The organism is Saccharomonospora amisosensis, from assembly GCF_011761185.1.
Lineage (GTDB): Bacteria > Actinomycetota > Actinomycetes > Mycobacteriales > Pseudonocardiaceae > Saccharomonospora_A > Saccharomonospora_A amisosensis.
Genome location: NZ_JAAOYM010000001.1, coordinates 2,143,322 through 2,161,706, shown reverse-complemented (window position 1 = coordinate 2,161,706; position 18,385 = coordinate 2,143,322). Strand labels below are relative to the sequence as shown.

13 protein-coding genes are annotated in these 18,385 nt (G+C 68.7%); 5 read left to right on the top strand and 8 right to left on the bottom strand.

Annotated elements, in window-relative coordinates; genetic code table 11:
- Window positions 1-69: 69 nt before the first annotated feature.
- The 5 genes from FHU38_RS10555 to FHU38_RS10535 all read left to right on the top strand — a co-directional run bounded on the left by FHU38_RS10555 (window position 70) and on the right by FHU38_RS10535 (window position 7,701).
- A complete protein-coding gene (locus FHU38_RS10555) occupies window positions 70-2,523 on the top strand; it encodes a ribonucleoside-diphosphate reductase subunit alpha (protein WP_167169564.1) in 2,454 nt (817 codons plus the stop codon).
- A gap of 35 nt (window positions 2,524-2,558) precedes the next feature.
- Window positions 2,559-3,608, top strand: a complete 1,050-nt coding sequence (locus FHU38_RS10550) for a ribonucleotide-diphosphate reductase subunit beta (protein ID WP_167169561.1) — start codon at window positions 2,559-2,561, stop codon at window positions 3,606-3,608.
- 96 nt (window positions 3,609-3,704) lie between these two features.
- Window positions 3,705-5,156, top strand: coding sequence for a cytochrome P450 (locus FHU38_RS10545; RefSeq protein ID WP_167169558.1), 1,452 nt, complete (start codon window positions 3,705-3,707; stop codon window positions 5,154-5,156).
- A 206-nt stretch (window positions 5,157-5,362) separates the two neighbouring features.
- Window positions 5,363-7,213 (top strand): diguanylate cyclase domain-containing protein, encoded by a 1,851-nt coding sequence (locus FHU38_RS10540; RefSeq protein ID WP_313886723.1) that lies wholly within the window; start codon window positions 5,363-5,365, stop codon window positions 7,211-7,213.
- A gap of 29 nt (window positions 7,214-7,242) precedes the next feature.
- The gene (locus FHU38_RS10535; RefSeq protein WP_167169555.1) at window positions 7,243-7,701 is read left to right on the top strand and encodes a peroxiredoxin; all 459 of its coding nucleotides are present in this window, start codon (window positions 7,243-7,245) and stop codon (window positions 7,699-7,701) included.
- A gap of 24 nt (window positions 7,702-7,725) precedes the next feature.
- Here FHU38_RS10535 and FHU38_RS10530 read toward each other — a convergent pair whose 3' ends face one another.
- From FHU38_RS10530 to FHU38_RS10495, 8 genes are all read right to left on the bottom strand, one after another.
- Window positions 7,726-10,131 carry a glycoside hydrolase family 65 protein gene (locus tag FHU38_RS10530; protein WP_167169552.1) on the bottom strand — a complete coding sequence of 802 codons (2,406 nt, stop codon included), beginning with the start codon at window positions 10,129-10,131 and terminating at the stop codon, window positions 7,726-7,728.
- Window positions 10,128-11,705: a trehalose-phosphatase gene (otsB, locus tag FHU38_RS27955; RefSeq protein WP_167169549.1), complete on the bottom strand. Its 1,578-nt coding sequence runs from the start codon at window positions 11,703-11,705 to the stop codon at window positions 10,128-10,130. The genes FHU38_RS10530 and otsB overlap by 4 nt, the downstream gene beginning before the upstream one ends.
- Before the next feature lie 35 nt (window positions 11,706-11,740).
- Window positions 11,741-12,757 (bottom strand): type I glyceraldehyde-3-phosphate dehydrogenase, encoded by a 1,017-nt coding sequence (gap, locus tag FHU38_RS10520; RefSeq protein ID WP_167169546.1) that lies wholly within the window; start codon window positions 12,755-12,757, stop codon window positions 11,741-11,743.
- A gap of 160 nt (window positions 12,758-12,917) precedes the next feature.
- Complete coding sequence (locus tag FHU38_RS10515; RefSeq protein WP_167169544.1) at window positions 12,918-13,547, bottom strand: hypothetical protein; 630 nt, start codon at window positions 13,545-13,547, stop codon at window positions 12,918-12,920.
- Window positions 13,547-14,107 carry a TetR/AcrR family transcriptional regulator gene (locus FHU38_RS10510; protein ID WP_167169541.1) on the bottom strand — a complete coding sequence of 187 codons (561 nt, stop codon included), beginning with the start codon at window positions 14,105-14,107 and terminating at the stop codon, window positions 13,547-13,549. Before FHU38_RS10510 ends, FHU38_RS10515 begins: the two co-directional genes overlap by 1 nt.
- Before the next feature lie 171 nt (window positions 14,108-14,278).
- Window positions 14,279-15,457 (bottom strand): LCP family protein, encoded by a 1,179-nt coding sequence (locus FHU38_RS10505; protein WP_167169538.1) that lies wholly within the window; start codon window positions 15,455-15,457, stop codon window positions 14,279-14,281.
- 245 nt (window positions 15,458-15,702) lie between these two features.
- Window positions 15,703-16,407, bottom strand: a complete 705-nt coding sequence (locus FHU38_RS10500; protein WP_167175913.1) for an alpha/beta hydrolase — start codon at window positions 16,405-16,407, stop codon at window positions 15,703-15,705.
- 2 nt (window positions 16,408-16,409) lie between these two features.
- Window positions 16,410-18,278, bottom strand: a complete 1,869-nt coding sequence (locus FHU38_RS10495; protein WP_167169534.1) for an ABC transporter ATP-binding protein — start codon at window positions 18,276-18,278, stop codon at window positions 16,410-16,412.
- Window positions 18,279-18,385 lie beyond the last annotated feature (107 nt).

The window sequence follows — 18,385 nt, the reverse complement described above, 5'->3', positions numbered from 1 at the left end:
CACCCATCGCCTCAGCCCGTCGGCACGCGGCCGGCGGGCTGGTCGAACGCGCCCTTTTGGAGTCCGTACATGCCCGTGGAAACAACACTGTCCGGCCCACCCGCCCTCGATCCAGTTGCCTGGGACCGCGTTTCGCGGGTGGTACACGAGGCCGTCGGCGACCTGCCGGGGACCTCCGCCGAAGAGGTGCTCGCCGAGATCAGGCGCGCCTGCTACCCCGGTATCGGCGCCGAGGAACTGGCCACCGCGCAGGTCATGGCCGCCCGCACCCTCGTGGAGCGGGAGCCGGACTACTCCCTCGTCTGCGCGAGGCTGCTGCTGGACAAGCTGCGGGGTGAGGCGCTGAGCCACCTCGCGGGCGAGGTGGTGCAGGCCGACCAGGCCGAACTGGAAAGCCGCTACGCCGGCTACTTCCGCGATTACCTCGGCCACGCGATCGAGTGTGAACTGCTGGACCCCGAACTGGCCACGTTCGACCTGGACGCGATCACCGCCGCCATCCGGCCCGCACGCGACCTCGACCTCGGCTTTCTCGGGCTGCAAACCCTGTACGACCGCTACTTCCTGCACGAGCGGGGTACGCGGTTCGAGTTGCCGCAGGCGTTCTTCATGCGGGTGGCGATGGGGCTGGCCATCCGCGAGGACGACAGGGAGGCCAGCGCCGTCGAGTTCTACGACCTGCTGTCGACGCTGCGGTTCATGGCCTCCACCCCCACCCTGTTCAACTCCGGCACCACCCGCCCGCAGCTCTCGTCGTGCTTTCTGACCACCATCGCCGACGACCTCGGCTCCATCTTCGAGGGCTACCGCAACAACGCGTTGCTGGCGAAGTACTCGGGAGGGCTGGGCAACGACTGGACACCGGTGCGCGGGCTCGGCGCTCACATCAAGGGCACCAACGGCCTGTCCCAGGGCGTCGTACCGTTCCTGAAGATCGCCAACGACACGGCGGTCGCCGTCAACCAGGGCGGCAAGCGCAAGGGCGCGGCCTGCGCCTACCTGGAGACCTGGCACATCGACGTGGAGGAGTTCCTCGACCTTCGCAAGAACACCGGCGACGACCGCAGGCGCACCCATGACATGAACACCGCGAACTGGGTGCCCGACGAGTTCCTGCGCCGGGTGGAGGTCGACGGTGAGTGGACACTGTTCTCCCCCGACGAGGTGCCTGACCTGCACGACACCTACGGTGCCGAGTTCGCTCGCCGCTACCGCGGCTACGAGCGTGCCGCCGACGCCGGTCAGATCAGGGTGTTCCGCCGGGTGCGAGCCCGAACACTGTGGCGGCGGATGCTGACCATGCTGTTCGAGACGGGTCACCCGTGGATCACCTTCAAGGACCCGTGCAACCTGCGCTCGCCGCAGCAGCACGTGGGCGTGGTGCACTCCTCCAACCTCTGCACCGAGATCACCCTCAACACCAGCGCCGACGAGATCGCGGTGTGCAACCTCGGGTCGGTGAACCTGGCCCTTCACGTCACGGCGTCCGGATTGGACACCGCGAAGCTGGAGCGCACCGTGAACACGGCGGTGCGGATGCTCGACAACGTCATCGACATCAACTTCTACACCGTGCCGCAGGCCCGCACGGCCAACCTGCGGCACCGGCCCGTGGGGCTTGGTCTCATGGGCTTCACAGACGCGCTGTTCGAGCTGGGGCTGCCACCGGCGTCACAGGAGGCGGTCGAGTTCGCCGACCGCAGTATGGAACAGCTCAGCTACTTCGCCATCGCCGCGTCGGTGCGGCTGGCGGCGGAGCGCGGCCGGTACGAGACGTTCGAGGGCTCGCTGTGGAGCCGAGGCATCCTGCCGATCGACTCGCTGCGGCTGCTCGCCCGGGATCGCGAGGACGGCGAACTGCGGGTGGACACCACTGCGACGCTGGACTGGGACGGTTTGCGTGAGCGGGTACGAACGACCGGAATGCGCAACTCGAACGTGCTGGCCATCGCGCCGACCGCCACCATCTCCAACATCTGCGGCGTCGGCCAGTCGATCGAGCCGCTGTTCTCCAACCTGTTCGTGAAGTCGAACATGTCCGGCGAGTTCACGGTCGTCAACCCGCATCTGGTGCGCGACCTCAAGCGGCGCGGGCTGTGGGACGAGGCGATGGTGACCGACCTGAAGTACCACGACGGCAGTGTCGAGAGCATCGACCGCCTTCCCGACGACCTCAAGCGGCTGTACGCCACGGCGTTCGAGGTGGACAGCCGGTGGCTGGTCGATGCGGCGGCGCGGCGGCAGAAGTGGATCGACCAGGCGCAGTCGCTGAACCTCTACCTGGCCTCGCCGAGCGGCCGCAAGCTGGACGAGCTGTACCGCCACGCGTGGCGAAGCGGGCTCAAGACGACCTACTACCTGCGCACCAGGGCCGCGACCCAGGTGGAGAAGAGCACGCTGCACGGCACCGACGGCAGGCTCAACGCCGTGGCACCCGCCGTTGCCGCCGCACCCGGCGAGGTCGGCGGTTTCGAACCGGCCGCCTGCCGCATCGACGATCAGGACTGCGAAGCCTGCCAGTAACGACCCCACTCCCCCGACCGTAGGAAAGGACCCCGTTGACCGAGCTCACCTTCGGCGCGCGCCGCGTCAGCGTCGACGACAAAGCGATGATCAACTCGCGGGCCGACGTGAACCAGTTGCTGCCCATGAAGTACGGCTGGGCATGGCAGAAGTACCTGGCAGGCTGCGACAACCACTGGATGCCCACCGAGGTCTCCATGCAGGCCGACATCGCGTTGTGGAAGTCCGACAGCGCCGCCGGCGGTCTCACCGACGACGAGCGGTTGCTGCTCAAGCGCAACCTGGGCTTCTTCGCCACCGCCGAGTCGTTGGTGGCCAACAACCTGGTACTGGCGGTCTACCGGCACCTGACCAACCCCGAGTGCCGGCAGTACCTGCTGCGGCAGGCGTTCGAGGAGGCGGTGCACACCCACACGTTCCAGTACATCTGCGAGAGCCTCGGCCTTGACGAGGGCGAGTTGTTCAACGCCTACCGCGAGGTGCCCTCGATCGCGGACAAGGACGCGTGGGCACTGCGCTACACGCGCAACCTGGAGAATCCGGACTTCGCCACCGGAACGTTCGAGGCCGACCAGGACTTCCTGCGCGACCTCGTCGCCTTCTACGTGGTGTTCGAGGGCATGTGGTTCTACACCGGCTTCGCCCAGGTGCTGTCGCTGGGCAGACGCAACAAGATGGTCGGCATCGCGGAGCAGTACCAGTACATCCTGCGCGACGAGTCGATCCATCTGAACTTCGGCATCGACTGCATCAACCAGATCAAGCTGGAGAACCCGCACCTGTGGACACCCGAGTTCGCCGGGGAGGTCCGCGGCATGCTCGCCGAGGCCTGCGAACTGGAGGTGGCCTACGCCCGCGACACGATGCCACGCGGCGTCCTGGGGCTTACGGCTGCGCTATGTGAGCAGTACATGCACTTCATCACCGATCGACGGGCCGCTCAGCTCGGGCTCGAGCCGGTATTCGGAGAGCGGGAGAATCCGTTCCCGTGGCTTTCGGAGGCGATCGACCTGCGCAAGGAGAAGAACTTCTTCGAGACCCGCGTCACCGACTACCGCAGTGGCGGCGCGCTGGAATGGGACTGAGTGGAAATCATGCGCGAGCAATCGGCGTAACCCTCTTGTCGTTGCGCCAATAAAGCGGCACCGTGGAAGGACCAGCTCGGTGAGGAGATGGTCTGCATGGTGACAGCGGTCGACAGGATGGCGGGAACACTGCGGCAACGCATGCCCCCGCTCACCGCGCTGCCGCTGCCCCGGGCGGTCGACGAGCGCATCCTGTCCCGGCGCTGGCCGGTACGGGAGCTCGCGACGCCACCCGAGGGCAGCGGCCTTTCCCCCGTCCTCGGCGACGCGGGCCCACCGTTGATCGGGCACACACTCGACGCGATGCGGTTCGGCGTCGAGTACGGCCTTCGCAGGTTCGAACTCTACGGGCCGGTGTGGTGGGCAAGCGCGTTCGGCAAGCGCATCGTCACCGCGACCGGGGCCGAGGCGACCCAGACGGTGCTGGTCAACAAGGACAAGGCGTTCTCTCAGGAGGGCTGGAAGTTCTTCATCGAGCGGTTCTTCCCGCGCGGTCTGATGCTGCTGGACTTCGAGGAGCACCACACCCACCGGCGCATCATGCAGCAGGCCTTCACCCGCGACCGGCTCAACGGCTACGTCGACACCCTCGCCCCCGAGGTGCGGCAGGGCGTCGCCGCGTGGGCCGACGCCACAAGGCCGCGGCTGTACTGGTCGCTCAAGCGGCTCACACTTGACGTCGCCACTCGCGTGTTCATGGGCATGGAAAGCGGCGACGACGCCGAGGCCGTCAACCGCGCGTTCGTGGACACGGTTCGGGCGGGCACGGCCGTCATCCGCCACCCGGTCCCGGGGGGCAGGTGGAAGGCCGGGCTCGACGGCAGGAAACTGCTGGAACGCTACTTCGCTGCCAGACTGCCCGCCAAGCGGGCGTCCGATGACGCCGACCTGTTCTCCGCGCTGTGCCACGCCACCACTGAGGACGGCGAGCGGTTCAGCGATGTCGATGTCATCAACCACATGATCTTCCTCATGATGGCGGCACACGACACCTCCACCATCACCAGCACCGCCGCGGCGTACTACCTCGCCAAGCACCCACAGTGGCAGGAACGCGCCCGCGAGGAATCGCTGCGGCTGGGCGACGACCTGCCCGACACGTCGGCGCTGGACGAACTGCACACCCTCGACCTGGTGATCAAGGAGTCGCTTCGGCTCGTCGCCCCGGTGCCGAGCCTGCCGCGGCTGGCGGTCAAGGACACCGACATCCTCGGCCACTACGTCCCCGCGGGCACTCTGCTCAGCGCCGCACCGTCGCTGAACCACTTCGACCCGAGGCACTGGACCAACCCGCACTCCTTCGACCCCGAGCGGTTCGCGGAGGGGCGCAGGGAGGACAAGTCGCATCGCTTCGCGTGGATGCCGTTCGGCGGGGGCGCGCACAAGTGCATCGGCCTGCATTTCGGGATGTTCGAGGTGAAGGCCCTGCTGCACGAGATGTTGCGCCGCTACCGCTGGAGCGTGCCCTCGGACTACCAGGTTCGCTGGGATTACGTGTCACTACCCGTTCCGGTCGACGGCCTTCCGGTGACGCTGCGGCCACTTTGAACACGCAGCGTACACATCGGCACCAGCCGACCGTATGACGGAACCACCCTTCCAGCCGGTAGACATCCCCCGTGACGCATGATGCGGTGGCAGGGCTTCGGCCACGTGGGTCGCCGTCGGCCACCGCCACCCCGGCCCGCGTACGGCTCGTAACCTGCATTCAACGCGAAATGGCGATGCGAGAAGACGCGGCTGAGAGGTGAAGTGTGGCCGAACCTGGTGACGCGCCAGGATTGGTGGAGATCGCGCGGGGCTGGGCTCGCAGACTGGCGAACACCGAGGGAGTGAACCTGACCGACAGCGAACTGGAAGCGTACCTGCTCGAGTTCGCCACGGCAGCGCGGGCACCGGTCGAAGCCGCCCTCGATGCGGCGACCCGCCGGTTCACCGCACTGTACTCAGAATCACCGATCGGAGTCGTGCTCGCCGACCCCGAAGGAAAGATCCTCGACGTCAATCCCGCGTTCACCCAACTGCTCGGCTACAGCACCGACGACCTCGCGGGCGAACCACTGACCGGGCTCGCGGCGACCGATGACGACGCGGACACCATCCGCTCCGCTGTGGATTCGTTGCGTGTCACCGGACGTTCCCGGCGCCGCGAGCGCGCCGACCTCGAACACACCCAGGACGGCCCGGTCCGCACCCAGGTCACCATCGCCGCGCTGTCGGGCGATACGCCCGGCACGCTGTACCCGGTGCTCATGGTGGAGGACGTCGGTGAGCTGACCCTGCTGCGCGAGGCGCTGCGCAAGCAGAACGTGCTGGACGCGCTCACCGGCCTGCCCAACGCGGGCAGCTTCGTCAACAAGCTGGAGACCACGCTGGCCTCGGGGGGCGACGACCGGCTGGCACTGGTCTATCTCGACATCGACGGCTTCAGGATCGTCAACGACGGCCTCGGCCCCGGCGCCGGCGACGAGGTGTTGCGCCACGTCGCTACGAAGCTGGCGGCCGTGTTCGACCGGTACGACGGGTTCGTGGCCAGGCTGTCCGGCGACGGCTTCGCAGTGCTGCTGCACGGCAGGCTCGACACCGCCGACGTCGTGGACCTGGTGGAGGAGGCGATGGCCGAGTTGGCCGAGCCGGTGTACGTGGACGGCCGCGGCATCGGGATAAGCCTCAGCGCAGGCATCGTGGTGGCCGACACCACAACCGTCGACCACGAGGATCTGCACCGCGCCGCCGAGATCACGTTGCACCGGGCGAAGGAGAACGGCCGCGCGCAGTGGATGCTGTACGAGCCCGAACTCGACAGGGCCGATCGGCGCCGCTACAGTATCGGCGCCGCGATCGGCGGGGCGATCGAGAACGGCCAGTTCGAGCTGGAGTACGAACCCACTGTGAAGCTCGACGGCAGTGACGAGATCGTCGTCGTCAACGCGGCGCCACGGTGGAACCACCCCGAGCACGGTGTGCTGGGGCCACGCGACTTCTACCCGATGGCCGACCTCACCGGCATGGCACCCGCGCTGGGCCGCCTGCTGCTGACCCAGGCGATGTCGGATGCGGCCGCGTGGTACCGGGAGTTCGCCGAGGCGCCCGACCTGTGCGTGCGGCTGCCGATCCGGCTCGCCATCGACCCCAACCTGGTCGGCATCGTGCACGGCGAGCTGCACCGAACCCAACTCCCGCCGGGGAAACTGCGGGTGTGCACCGACGCCATGGCCCTGCTCGATCGCAGGGGCGAGGTACTGGAGGCGTTGTCCGTACTGTCCGAACTGGAGGTCAAGATCGCCCTGGCCGTCTCGGGGGCGGCCGACCTCGAACTGGTCCACACCCACCGGCTGCCGGTCGGCTTCGCGATCGTGGCAGGCCCGCTGGTGGAGGCGCTGGCCTCCGACGGCGCCGAGGCCGACGGCGCCCGAAGACACCTGGGCACACTGGTGGCGCGGGCACGGGAACTGGGTATCGAACGGATCGGCGCGGAAGGGGTGCGCAACACCGAACACGCGGCCAGGCTGCGTGAGATCGGCGTCGTCGCAGGCCGCGGCAAGCTGTTCGGCGACGCCGTGTCCGGTGACGAGATCAGATCACTCATCGCTGGACGGCGCTGACGGCCGGCCACAACCCGTACCATCGCCGTATGAGACAGGGAGACCAGGTCGACGACTTCACGCTGCCCGACGCCGACGGTAGGCAGCGTTCGCTTTCGGAATTTCTGCGTACCGGCCCCGTGGTGCTGTTCTTCTATCCGGCCGCGCTAACCCCCGGCTGCACCCAGGAAGGTTGCCAGTTTCGCGACCTCGCCGCCGAGTTCGCCGAACTTGGCGCGCACCGCGTCGGCATCAGCCCCGACCCTGTCGACAAGCAACGCCGGTTCGCCGACACCAACGCGTTCGACTTCCCGTTGCTGTCCGATGAGGACGGCAACGTCGCCAGAATGTTCGGGGTGCGCCGCAAGCTGGGTCCGTTGCTCACCAAGCGGCACACGTTCGTCATCGGCACCGACAGCACGGTGCTCGCCGTGATCAAGAGCGAGTTCCGGATGGCCGTCCATGCTGAGCAGGCCCTCGAGGTGCTGCGCGCCCACACCCGCACCTGAGCGCCTCGGAAAGAGCCGCCCTGGTCAGGAGGAGAACCGCACCGTCGAACCAGGTTCCAGCCAGGCGACCTCGCCGTGACACGCCACCTCCACCGGGCGCTGCAATCCCTCCTCGGCGGCGACGTCGACCCGGCTGCCGCTGATCCGCAGCCGCAACGGGTGCTCCCGGTAGTGGATGGCCAGCTCCAGCACCCCGAGCGACTTCGGCCACAGCGGATTGAGCTGCAGCCGGTCCTGCCTGGTCTCCAGTCCGGAGAAGCAGCGTTGCAGCAGGTCGAAGCTGCCCGCCATCGCGGCGAGGTGGATTCCCTCCGGGGTGGTGCCGCCCTGGATGTCGGTGATGTCGGAACGCAGGGCCCTGCCGAAGAACTCCAGTGCTCGCTCGCGGTTCGCCCTCGCGAGCACCCACGCGTGCACCACGGCACTGAGGGTGGAGCCGTGCGACGTGCGCGCGAGGTAGTAGTCGATGGTGCGCGGAATCGTGTCGTGTTCGAGCCGGTAGCCCAGGCGGTGGAACAGCTCCCCCAACTCGTCGGCGGAGAACAGGTAGAACAGCATGAGCACGTCGGCCTGCTTGCCCGCCTTGTACCGGTTGACGTCGTCACCCTCCGCCTCGAGGATGCGGTCGAGCCGCTGGATGTTGCCGTAGCGCTGCCGGTAGTGCTCCCAGTCCAGTTCCCGCAGCAGCTCGTAGCCCTCGAACTGGCTGATCACGCCGTCGCCGTGGAACGGCACGAACATCTTGTGCGTGATGTCCTCCCACCGCTGCAGGTCCTCGGCCCGCAGGCCGAGCGCCTGCTCCAATTCCGTGCGGGTACGGTGCGGGATCACCTCAAGCGCCTCGGCCGCCCGCAGCAGTGTCCACACGACGAGCACGTTGGTGTAGGCATTGTTGTCGATGCCATTGCCGGGCTGGCTCGGGTAACCGGAGTGGAACTCGTCGGGCCCCATCACGCCGCGGATCACGTACCGGTCCCGTGCCCGGTCGTAGGTCGTCAGGCTCGCGAAGAACCTCGCGATCTCCACCAGCATCTCGGTGCCGTAGTTCGCGAGGAACTCCCTGTCACCGGTGGCCTGGTAGTACTGCCAGGTGTTGTACGCGATCGCCAGTCCGATGTGGAACTGCAGCGGGCTTGCGTCGGGAATCCAGCGGCCCGAAAGCGGATTGAGGTGCAGCTGCTGGCTCTCCTCCCGGCCGTCGCTGCCGGACTGCCAGGGATACCTCGCGCCGCGGTGCCCCGAGGCGGTGGCCGCCTGCCGCGCCTCGGGCAGCCGCCGGTACCGGTAGCGCAGTAGCGCGCGGGTCAGTGCCGGTATCCGCAGGTTGAGGATCGGGAACACGAACAACTCGTCCCACAGCACATGCCCCCGGTAGGCCTCGCCGTGCAGCCCTCTCGCGGGAACACCCGCGTCCAGTTCCGTGGTGTTGGGTGACACCGCCTGCAACAGGTGCAGCAGGTGCAGCCGCACGATGCACAGTTCCTCACCCTGATTTCCGAGCTCGACGTGGAACCGGTCCCACAGGTGTGACCAGGCCAGGATGTGACCGCGCAGCATCTCGTCGAAGTCGCCCAGCCGATCCAGCCAGCGTGCGGCCTCGGCGCCGGGCTCGGAGATGGCTCGGTCCCGTCCGGTGAATACGGTGACCAGCTTCTCCACCGTCACGACCTCGCCCGGGTGCACCTCGACACCGATGTCGTGGCCGACCCAGCGATCTTCCTGGACGAGTCGGTACGAGGCGTCCGAGCTGGACGATTCCCGATCACCTCGGCGCAGCACGCTCCTGGCCGCCATCGCCACCGCGATCCGCGACTGGTTGGTCCGCATCTGAAGCAGCACGGAGTCGCCGGACAACTCCCTGGTCGCGACCGGCTCAAGATGCCGCCCCGGCAGGTCGCGATACCGTTCGACCAGGCTGTTGTCCACCCTGCCGTCCAGCCCGCTACGCAACTCCAGCCTGCCGGACCAGTCCAGCGCGACCACTGTGACCTCCAGCGCGCAACCGTGCTTGAACCGCATGCTGACGAACCGGCGCTGGGTCACCGCGGTCGTACGGCCACCGCCGTCGCGGAACCGCAACCTGCGCACCAGCACCGCCCGTCGCATGTCGAGGTACTGCTCGTAGTCCAGCACCGTCACCGAGGCGAGGTCGAACCAGGGCCCGTCGTCGACACGGAAGGTCAGCGCCAGCCAGTTCGGCAGGTTCACAAGGCACTCGTTGTCCACGGTGTGCCCGGCGATATCGGTGGAAAGCCGGTTGTAGACACCGGCCGCGTAGGTTCCGGGGTAGTGCGTACCGTCCGCTTCGGACTCCGGCGCGGCTCCGCGCGTGGCGAGATAGCCGTTGCCCACCGTGCACAACGCCTCGCGCAGCCCCTCCTGCGCCGGATCGTAGCCTTGGTAACACAACGTCCACTCGCTGTTCGTCATCGGCCGGTCCTCCGGCGCTCGGCCAGCTCGGCCAGCCTGGTGAGCAACACCTGGAGCTCACGCGGGTCCGTCACCGCGACGTGTGCGCTCGACGGCCGGTCACCCTGCTGTCCTCCCCTGACGGCGACACCCAACCCTCGGTGCCGCACGGCTGCGAAGGCATCCTCGTCGGTGAGGTCGTCGCCCGCGTACACCGGCAGCACCCGGTCCGTGCCTTCACTGACCCGCTCCAGCAACCACCACAGCGCCGTGCCCTTGTCCCAGTCGATGTCGGGCCGAAGCTCGGCGACCTTGCGGCCGCCGGTGATCCTGACCCCGGGCCGGTCCCCGACCTCACGCACGGCGGCGAGCACCTCGGCAACGCTGCCGGGTTCGACGTTGCGGTAGTGCACCGCCACGGCGAACCGCTTGTCCTCCACCAACGCACCGGGCACGGCCGTGAGCCGGTCGCGCAGTGCCCCGGCGGACTCGGCGAGGACGGGTAGCGCATCCCGTGCCGCCTCGTACTCGAAGTGCTCGCCGTCCGGCCCGTCGATCTCGAAACCGTGGCAGCCCGCGTACCAGATTCCCGGCAGGTCCACACGGTCGCGCACGTCCGCGAGTGCGCGTCCGCTGACCACGGCCACCGGGCAGCACCGGGCGAGCCGCCGCAGCACAGGCGCCAGCCCGTCGGCGAGCACGGCGTCGCCCGGTACCGGCACGATCTCGGAGAGGGTCCCGTCGAAGTCGCAGAACACGGCCAGGTCGCTGGCACGCAGCACGCCCGCGACCGCCTCCCACGACTCCAGCGCGTGCGGAATCCGTGTCAGCGTCTCGGCACGCGGCCGCACCCGCACCTGTGCCAGGTCCGGCACCACCGCGTCGGCGCCGCGCCGCCGTAGCGCCTCGGCGTGTCCGGTGCCCTCGGTGCGGTCCACGCCGATCACGAGCCCGAAGCCGCCGCGACGACCCGCGGCGACCCCCGCCTCGGCGTCCTCCACCACCACGGTGTGGGCCGGGTGCGCCCCGACTCGCCTGGCCGCCTCCAGCAGCGCGGCGGGATCGGGTTTGCCCGGCAACCCCAACTCGGCGGCCACCACTCCGTCGACCCGGACGCCGAACAACTGGCCCAGCCCGGCGGCCTCCAGTACCGGGCCGCAGTTGCGGCTGGCGGAGAACACCGCCGTATCCACCCCCGCCTCCCGCAGGCTGTGCACCAGGGCGACGGTGGAGTCGAACACGCGCACCCCGTCGGCACGCAGCCGCTGGTGGAAGTAGCGGTTCTTGCGGTTACCCAGGCCGCACACCGTCTCGGTGTCGTCAGGGTCAGCGGGATCCCCCCACGGCAGCGTGTGGCCGCGTGAGCGCAGGAAGGCATCGACCCCGTCGTAGCGGGGCCTGCCGTCCACGAACCGGCGATAGTCGTCGTCGGTGAACGGGGAGCGGTCGGCCACGCTGTCGGACGGCAACCGCGCCAGGTAGTCGTCGAACAGGTTCTTCCAGGCGGCGGCGTGAACCGATGCGGTATCGGTGATCACCCCGTCCAGATCGAACAGCACCGCGTGGTGCAGTCCGGCGTCGACGGTCACCGACATCGGCTCTCCTGTCGTGGGCGGGCCTTCGGCGAACCTCAGCGCACCGTGGCCGGTTCACCGACCATGGCGAGCGCTTGGCGGATCAGCTGCTGGGCGTAGCCCCACTCGTTGTCGTACCAGGCCATCACCTTCACCAGGTCACCGTCGGTGACCGTGGTCAGTGTGAGGTCGACGATCGTCGCGCGTGGGTCGGCGATCACATCGGCCGACACGATCGGATCCTCGCTCACCCCGAGCACCCCACGGTAGCGGTCGCTGTCCGCCTCGATGCGGAACAACTCGTTGAGCTGTTCGGCGTTGGTGGTTCGTTCGGTGAGGCACACGATGTCCGCGATCGAACCGACCGGAACCGGCACCCTCAGCGCGACCCCGTCGAAGCGGTTGGTCAGTTCGGGCAGCACCCGCGCCGTCGCCTCAGCCGCTCCCGTGGTGCTCGGCACGATACTCGCCGCGGCCGCCCGCCCGCGCCGCCATCGCTTGCCTGCCGGGCCGTCGACGAGCTGCTGGCTGGAGGTGTAGGCATGCGCCGTCGACATGGTGGCTTTGCGGACACCGAGGTTGCGGTCCAGCACCTCCAGCACCGGCGCCACACAGTTGGTGGTGCAGCTCGCGCAGGAGACCATCCGCTCGCCGGCGACCTCGTCGGAGTTGACCCCCGGGACCACGGTGGTGAGTTCGTCCTTGGCCGGGGCGGACAGGATCGCCCTGCGCGCGCCCGCATCGAGGTGCTTGACGACGTCGACGGTCCTGCGGAAGGCACCCGTGCACTCGAAGACCAGGTCGATGTCGAGGTCCTGCCAAGGCAACCGAGCCGGATCGGGCTCGTTGAACACGCTGATCCGCCTGCCGTGCGTGAGGATGGCCGAGTCCGACACCTCGACGTCGGACTCGGCGCGCCCGTAGACGGTGTCATAGCGCAGCAGGTATGCCAGGTTGTCGGCGGAGGCGAGGTCGTTGACAGCGACCGGCTCCAGTGCAGGCTCGGCCAGCACGGACCTCAGCGTGGCACGGCCGATACGGCCGAGGCCGTTGATGGCAATCCTCGCGGTCATGACCACCTCCTGGTCCGCCTGGTTCCCGCCGAATAATCCTTCGGCAGGTGGGCGGGCCAAAAGGGACGTTGGACCCCACACCCTAGGGACCTCAGCCCGCGCGGCAGCCGCCCACCGCCCCGGTCAACCGGTCGGCGTGACAGTCAGTTGCCACGAGTGGTCACCTGTGTCCGTCGCCGACGACGGCACCGTCCGACACGGCGGCCGTCGATCTGGAACCTGTCCCGTCACCCACAGCGCCTCGCCACAGGGAGTGCGCGAGCCACAGGCACCCGGCCAGCAGCAGCACGCCGTGCGCGATCCGAACCGGCGCCGGGGTGAAGAACTGCGGCAGGAACAGCACGAATCCGGCGGCGAACAGCCGGCCGCCGGGGCCGGCCGTCCGCGCCGCGAGCACCGCGCCGGCGGCCATGGCGAGCAGACCGGTGGCGAACATCGTGACCGCGACCGGGCCGTAGCGGAAGTCCTCGGTGATCGCCAGCACGTCGGCCTGATGCCTGGCGACGGCGTGCAACGCGAAATCCTCGGCGCCGTAGTAGGGAAGCGTGAGGCCCGCCCCGGCCCAGAAGACGGCTGCGGGTGTGCGGCGTCGCAGGCTCAGCAGGGCCAGCGAAACCAGGACGAAGCCGAGCATCGCGAACAGGTGCGAGGCGACCCACGCGGACGAGCTCATCGACCGCGTCGCTCCGTCCACAGTGGACTCATCGTACCACGGCCGGACGGCCGGGTAAAGCAGGAACAGCACACCGGCGCTCGCCAGAGCCAGCGCACCGAGCCGCTTCGTGGTCATCAGGTTCTCCTCAGGCTCGCCAGATACATGTCGATGAGCTGTTCGTAGGTCTCGTCCAGCGCCTCCGGCAGGCCGAACCCACCCGCCGCCTCGATGGAGGCGAAGCCGTGCACCACAACCCGCAGTCGCCGGGTGGCGTGGACGGCGTCGGCGCCTTCGAGTCCGTACTCACGCAACGCGGCGAGCATGACCTGGAGCAGCCGCGTGCCAGCCTCCCGCTGGACGGGGTCGTGCAGCGGATCCATCGGCGTCAACGGGTAGCGCTTCGGATGGTCCAGCACGTAGGCGCGGTACTCCCGCATCAACGCCGCCACCGCGGCGTCGCCGCCACGGCCCACCGCGACGGCACTGAACCGGGTGGTCATCTCGTCCAGGATCCGCACACCCACGAGGGCGCGAAGTTCGGCGAGCCCGCCGACGTGCTTGTACAGGGACGGGGTGGCGACACCGGTGCGCGCGGCGACGTTCGCGAGCGTGAGCGCTTCGGTACCCCGCTCGTCCACGAGCGCGAGCGCGGCGTCGACGACACCATCGGCCGACAGGCCAACCCTAGGGCTCATAGCAAACAGGCTAATGGCATTAGCTTGCCTGTTCAACCACGTCCGGCGGGCGGACGAGTCGCGACCGCCACACAGTCAGGAGAATGCGCGCAAGCCGCCAGAAGCTGCTCGCCCACCGGGCGCGACGACCCGCCGTGGCCCCGGTGGACCGATCGGCGCGTCGCGCCGACCTCAGTTCACGACGACGCTGTCGGGAATCGGCGAGTCCGTCCGCAGCGCGTCGAGCAGCACCTGTGACTTCTCCTCGTCCCACTGTTCGGCGGATGCCGAGGTGGTGGGCATCGTCGTGGTGACGACACCGCCGTCGGAGATGCCTCGCATGGCCCAGGCGAGGCCGACCAGATGGTGCAGGTGGTCCTCGGTGTCCATGGTCAGCGCGTCGGGGGCATCGGCCAGCAGCGGGAACACCTCGAACGGGTTGAGCAGCGTCGCGGGGCTGGCCATCTCGTTGGCGAGCGCGCCGATGAACTTGCGCTGGTTGGCGACCCGGTCGAGATCGGATCGCGGAGTCGCCGAGCTGTACCGCATGCGAACGAAGCCCAGTGCCTGCGCCCCGTCGAGCGTCTGCCTGCCCGCCGGGATGACCATCCCGGTCTTGGTGTCGCGCATTTCCTCCGGTATGTCCATCTCCACGCCGCCGATCGCCTCGACGATGTTGGCGAAACCACCGAACCCGATCTCGGCATAGTGGTCGATCCGCAGCCCGGTGGCCTGCTCGATGGTCTGCGCCAGCAGCGGCGCGCCGCCGAAGGCGAACGCCGCGTTGATCTTGTTGACACCGTGGCCCGGTATCTCGACCTGCGAGTCGCGGGGCAGGCTGAGCAAGGTGGCGGGCGTGTCGTTGTCCGGGATGTGCGCGATCATGATCGTGTCGGTGCGCTGCCCTCCGGCGTCGCCGGTGGAAAGCTGCGCCTGCTGTTCGGCGTCGAGCCCCGCCCGCGAGTCCGAGCCCACTATCAGCCAGTTGGTGCCTTCCGCGGCGGCGGGCTTGCCCTCGTAGTCGGGCAGCGCGTCGATCCGGTTGATCGAGAACTCGAGGTAGAGCCACACCGCCGCCAGCAGCATCACGACCACCAGCAACAACGCCGTCGCGACGCGGCCGAAGGACCACCGCTTGCGCCGAGGCGGCCTCGGTGGGGGCGCTCCACCCGGGCGTGCCGCAGGCGGGTCGTACGGCGGTCCCGCGGGTGCCACCCTCGTGGCCTGTTGTGGCCTGCGCTGCGCCTGGCGGGCTCTGTCACTCCCCGGAATGGGCATCATCTGTGCGCCCTGATGTTGCCGAGGGCCGCGTGGCGGCCGACGGCCGGAAGGGGGCGGCTGCTGGCCGCCGTAGTGCCCGCCGTAGGTCATCGCATCTCCCGATCGCCTCTACCTTGCTGGCCTGTCGTGGGCTGCTCTGGGCTTTCCTGTGCCCTTGTCGGCTTTCCTCCGCCTCTCGTTTCACCGGCCGTCGCACGCGCTGCCGCGCGAGGCCAACCTAACCGCAAGCCTCGCAAGATAGACGTGTGGTCCCCCGATCAGGTTGCGCCTGAACCCACATTTCAATCACGCTGGGTAATAGCGCTACCGCACACTGTCGACCGGGTTCACAGGGTTCACAGCGGAACGCGAAACCGCCCCGCTCCGCTTCCCGCCCACGCTCGCGCGAGCAGGTCGCTCTCCCGGCCCAGTCCGGCCGAGTGAAGGGTGAAGTCGGCCACAAGCCTGCTCCACGGTCCGGGCCTGCGCAGCATGGCGTGACCTTCGGAAGCGATCTCGAACCGGGCGACACGCGCCGCCACGGCAGCCGCCCGCACGGCATAGTCGTGAGAGTCCTCCGCAGGCGTGATGGTGTCGTGGGTTCCGTGTGCGATCAACACGCTGCGCCCGGTGACGGGCTCCACCGGTTCCGCTCGCGGAGTCCACGGCGCCAGCGCGCAACTACCCGCCACCGAGGGATCGTCGGCGATCCGCAGCGCGACACGGCCGCCCATCGAATGGCCAACCAGCACCACCGGTAGCCCCGGCCGCCGGACCCGGACGCGGTCGAGCGCCCAACGCGCGTCCAGCACCGGGTGCAGGGTGGGCTCGTTCCACCCGCGCACCCGGTTGCGCAGCAGGCACACCTCCAGCCCACTCCGTCCACCCGCCGCCGCCAGCATCCGCGCCAGCGCGACCATGCGCAGGTAGGCCAGCCCCCACGGCCGCACGGTGGTCAGGCCGTGCTGCGCCCCACCGTGTAGCACGAGTGCGACGGCGCGAACGGGCACATCCGGGGTCAACACCCGCAGCGCGGGCACCCGCCCACCGCGTTCGGCCATCCTCACGCCGCCGCGGGTTCGTTCTGGGCGAACTGCGTCCGGTACAGCTCCGCATACCGTCCACCCACGGCCAGTAACTGTTCGTGGGTACCGCGCTCGACGATCCTGCCCGCTTCCACAACCAGGATCTGGTCGGCGGCACGGACGGTCGACAGCCGGTGCGCGATCACCAGCGCCGTGCGACCGTGCAACGCGTCGGTGAGCGCCGCCCCCACGGCGACCTCGGACTCGGAGTCAAGGTGCGACGTCGCCTCGTCCAGCACCACCACCCGCGGCTGCGCCAGCAGCAGTCGCGCGATCGTCAACCGCTGACGTTCCCCGCCGGAGAACCGGTAGCCGCGCTCACCGACGATGGTGTCGAGCCCGTCCGGCAGCGAGCGCACCAGCGTCGCCAGGCGCGAACGCTGCAGTGCGTTCCAGATCTCGTCCTCGGTCGCCTCCGGTGCCGCGTAGGTCAGGTTGGCCCGGATCGTGTCGTGGAACAGGTGCCCGTCCTGGGTGACCACACCCACCGTGCGGCGCAGCGTCTCGAAGCTCAGCTCGGAAACATCCACACCGGACAGTCGAACCGCGCCGGAGTCGGCGTCGTAGAGCCGGGGAACCAGCGACGCGATGGTGGACTTGCCCGCACCCGACGAGCCGACCAGCGCCACCATCTGCCCTGGTTCGGCAACGAAACTCACACCGTGCAGCACCTCCTCGCCACCTCGGCTGTCCACAGTGGCCACTTCCTCCAGGGAGGCGAGCGAGTACTTCTCCGCGGAGGGGTAACTGAACCGAACGTCGGCGAACTCCACGGAGACGCCGGCCTCCGGCAGCGGCACCGGATCAGGCCGCTCCTTGATCATCGGGTCGACGTCGAGCACCTCGAAGATCCGCTCGAACGAAACGAACGCCGTCATCACGTCGACGCGGACGTTGGCGAGCGCCGTCAGTGGCGTGTAGAGCCGGGTGAGCAGCAACGCCAGTGCCACAACCGTGCCCGCGTCGAGGCTGCCACGCAACGCGAGCCAGCCGCCGAGGCCGTACACCAGAGCCTGCGCCAGTGCCGAGACCAGCGTCAGGCTGGTCATGAACCAGCGAGTGAGCATCGCGGTGCGCACACCGATGTCGCGAACCCTGCCCGCCCGGCCGGAGAACTCCTCCGCCTCCACCTTCGGCCTGCCGAAGAGCTTCACCAGCGTGGCGCCAGGCGCGGAGAACCGCTCGGTCATCTGCGTGGTCATAGAGGCGTTCAAAGTGGCCGACTCCCGCTGCAACTGCGCCATCCGCCTGCCGATGCGGCGCGCGGGCAGCACGAACACCGGCAACAACACCAGTGCCAACAGCGTGACCTGCCACGACAACGTCACCATGACCGCCAGCGAGAGCACGAGCTGGATCACGTTGGTGACCAGCCCCGACAGGGTCGCCGTGAAGGTGCGCTGCGCTCCGATGACGTCGTTGTTCAGCCTGCTGACCAGCGCTCCGGTGCGCGTCCGCGTGAAGAACGCGATCGGCATCCGTTGCACATGCTCGAAGACCGCCCTGCGCAGATCGAAGATGAGCCCCTCACCGATGCGCGCCGACTGCCAGCGCTCGGCGAGCCCGATCCCGGCGTCGGCGATCGCGATAGCGGCGATGACAAGTGCCAGCACGATCACCGTCGAGGCGGCGGACCCGTTCACGATCGCGTCGACGACCCTGCCCGCGAGCAACGGTGTGCTCACGGCCAGCACCGCGGCGACGACCGTCAGACCGAGAAAGATCAGCAGCCGTGGCCAGTGCGGGCGGGCGAACCGCGCCACCCTGCGCACGGTTCCGCGCCGCAGCCCTTTCGGCGCGTCCGCCGATCTCATCGCACCGCTGAGCAACGACCATGTGTTGTCCACCCCGCCACCCCTTTCCAGACCTGCACCATAGTAGAGCTAATTCCCGAGCGGATGTGCAGCACAACAGCGAACCCGATCAAGAACTTCCCGATCCCCCGGGAACGTAT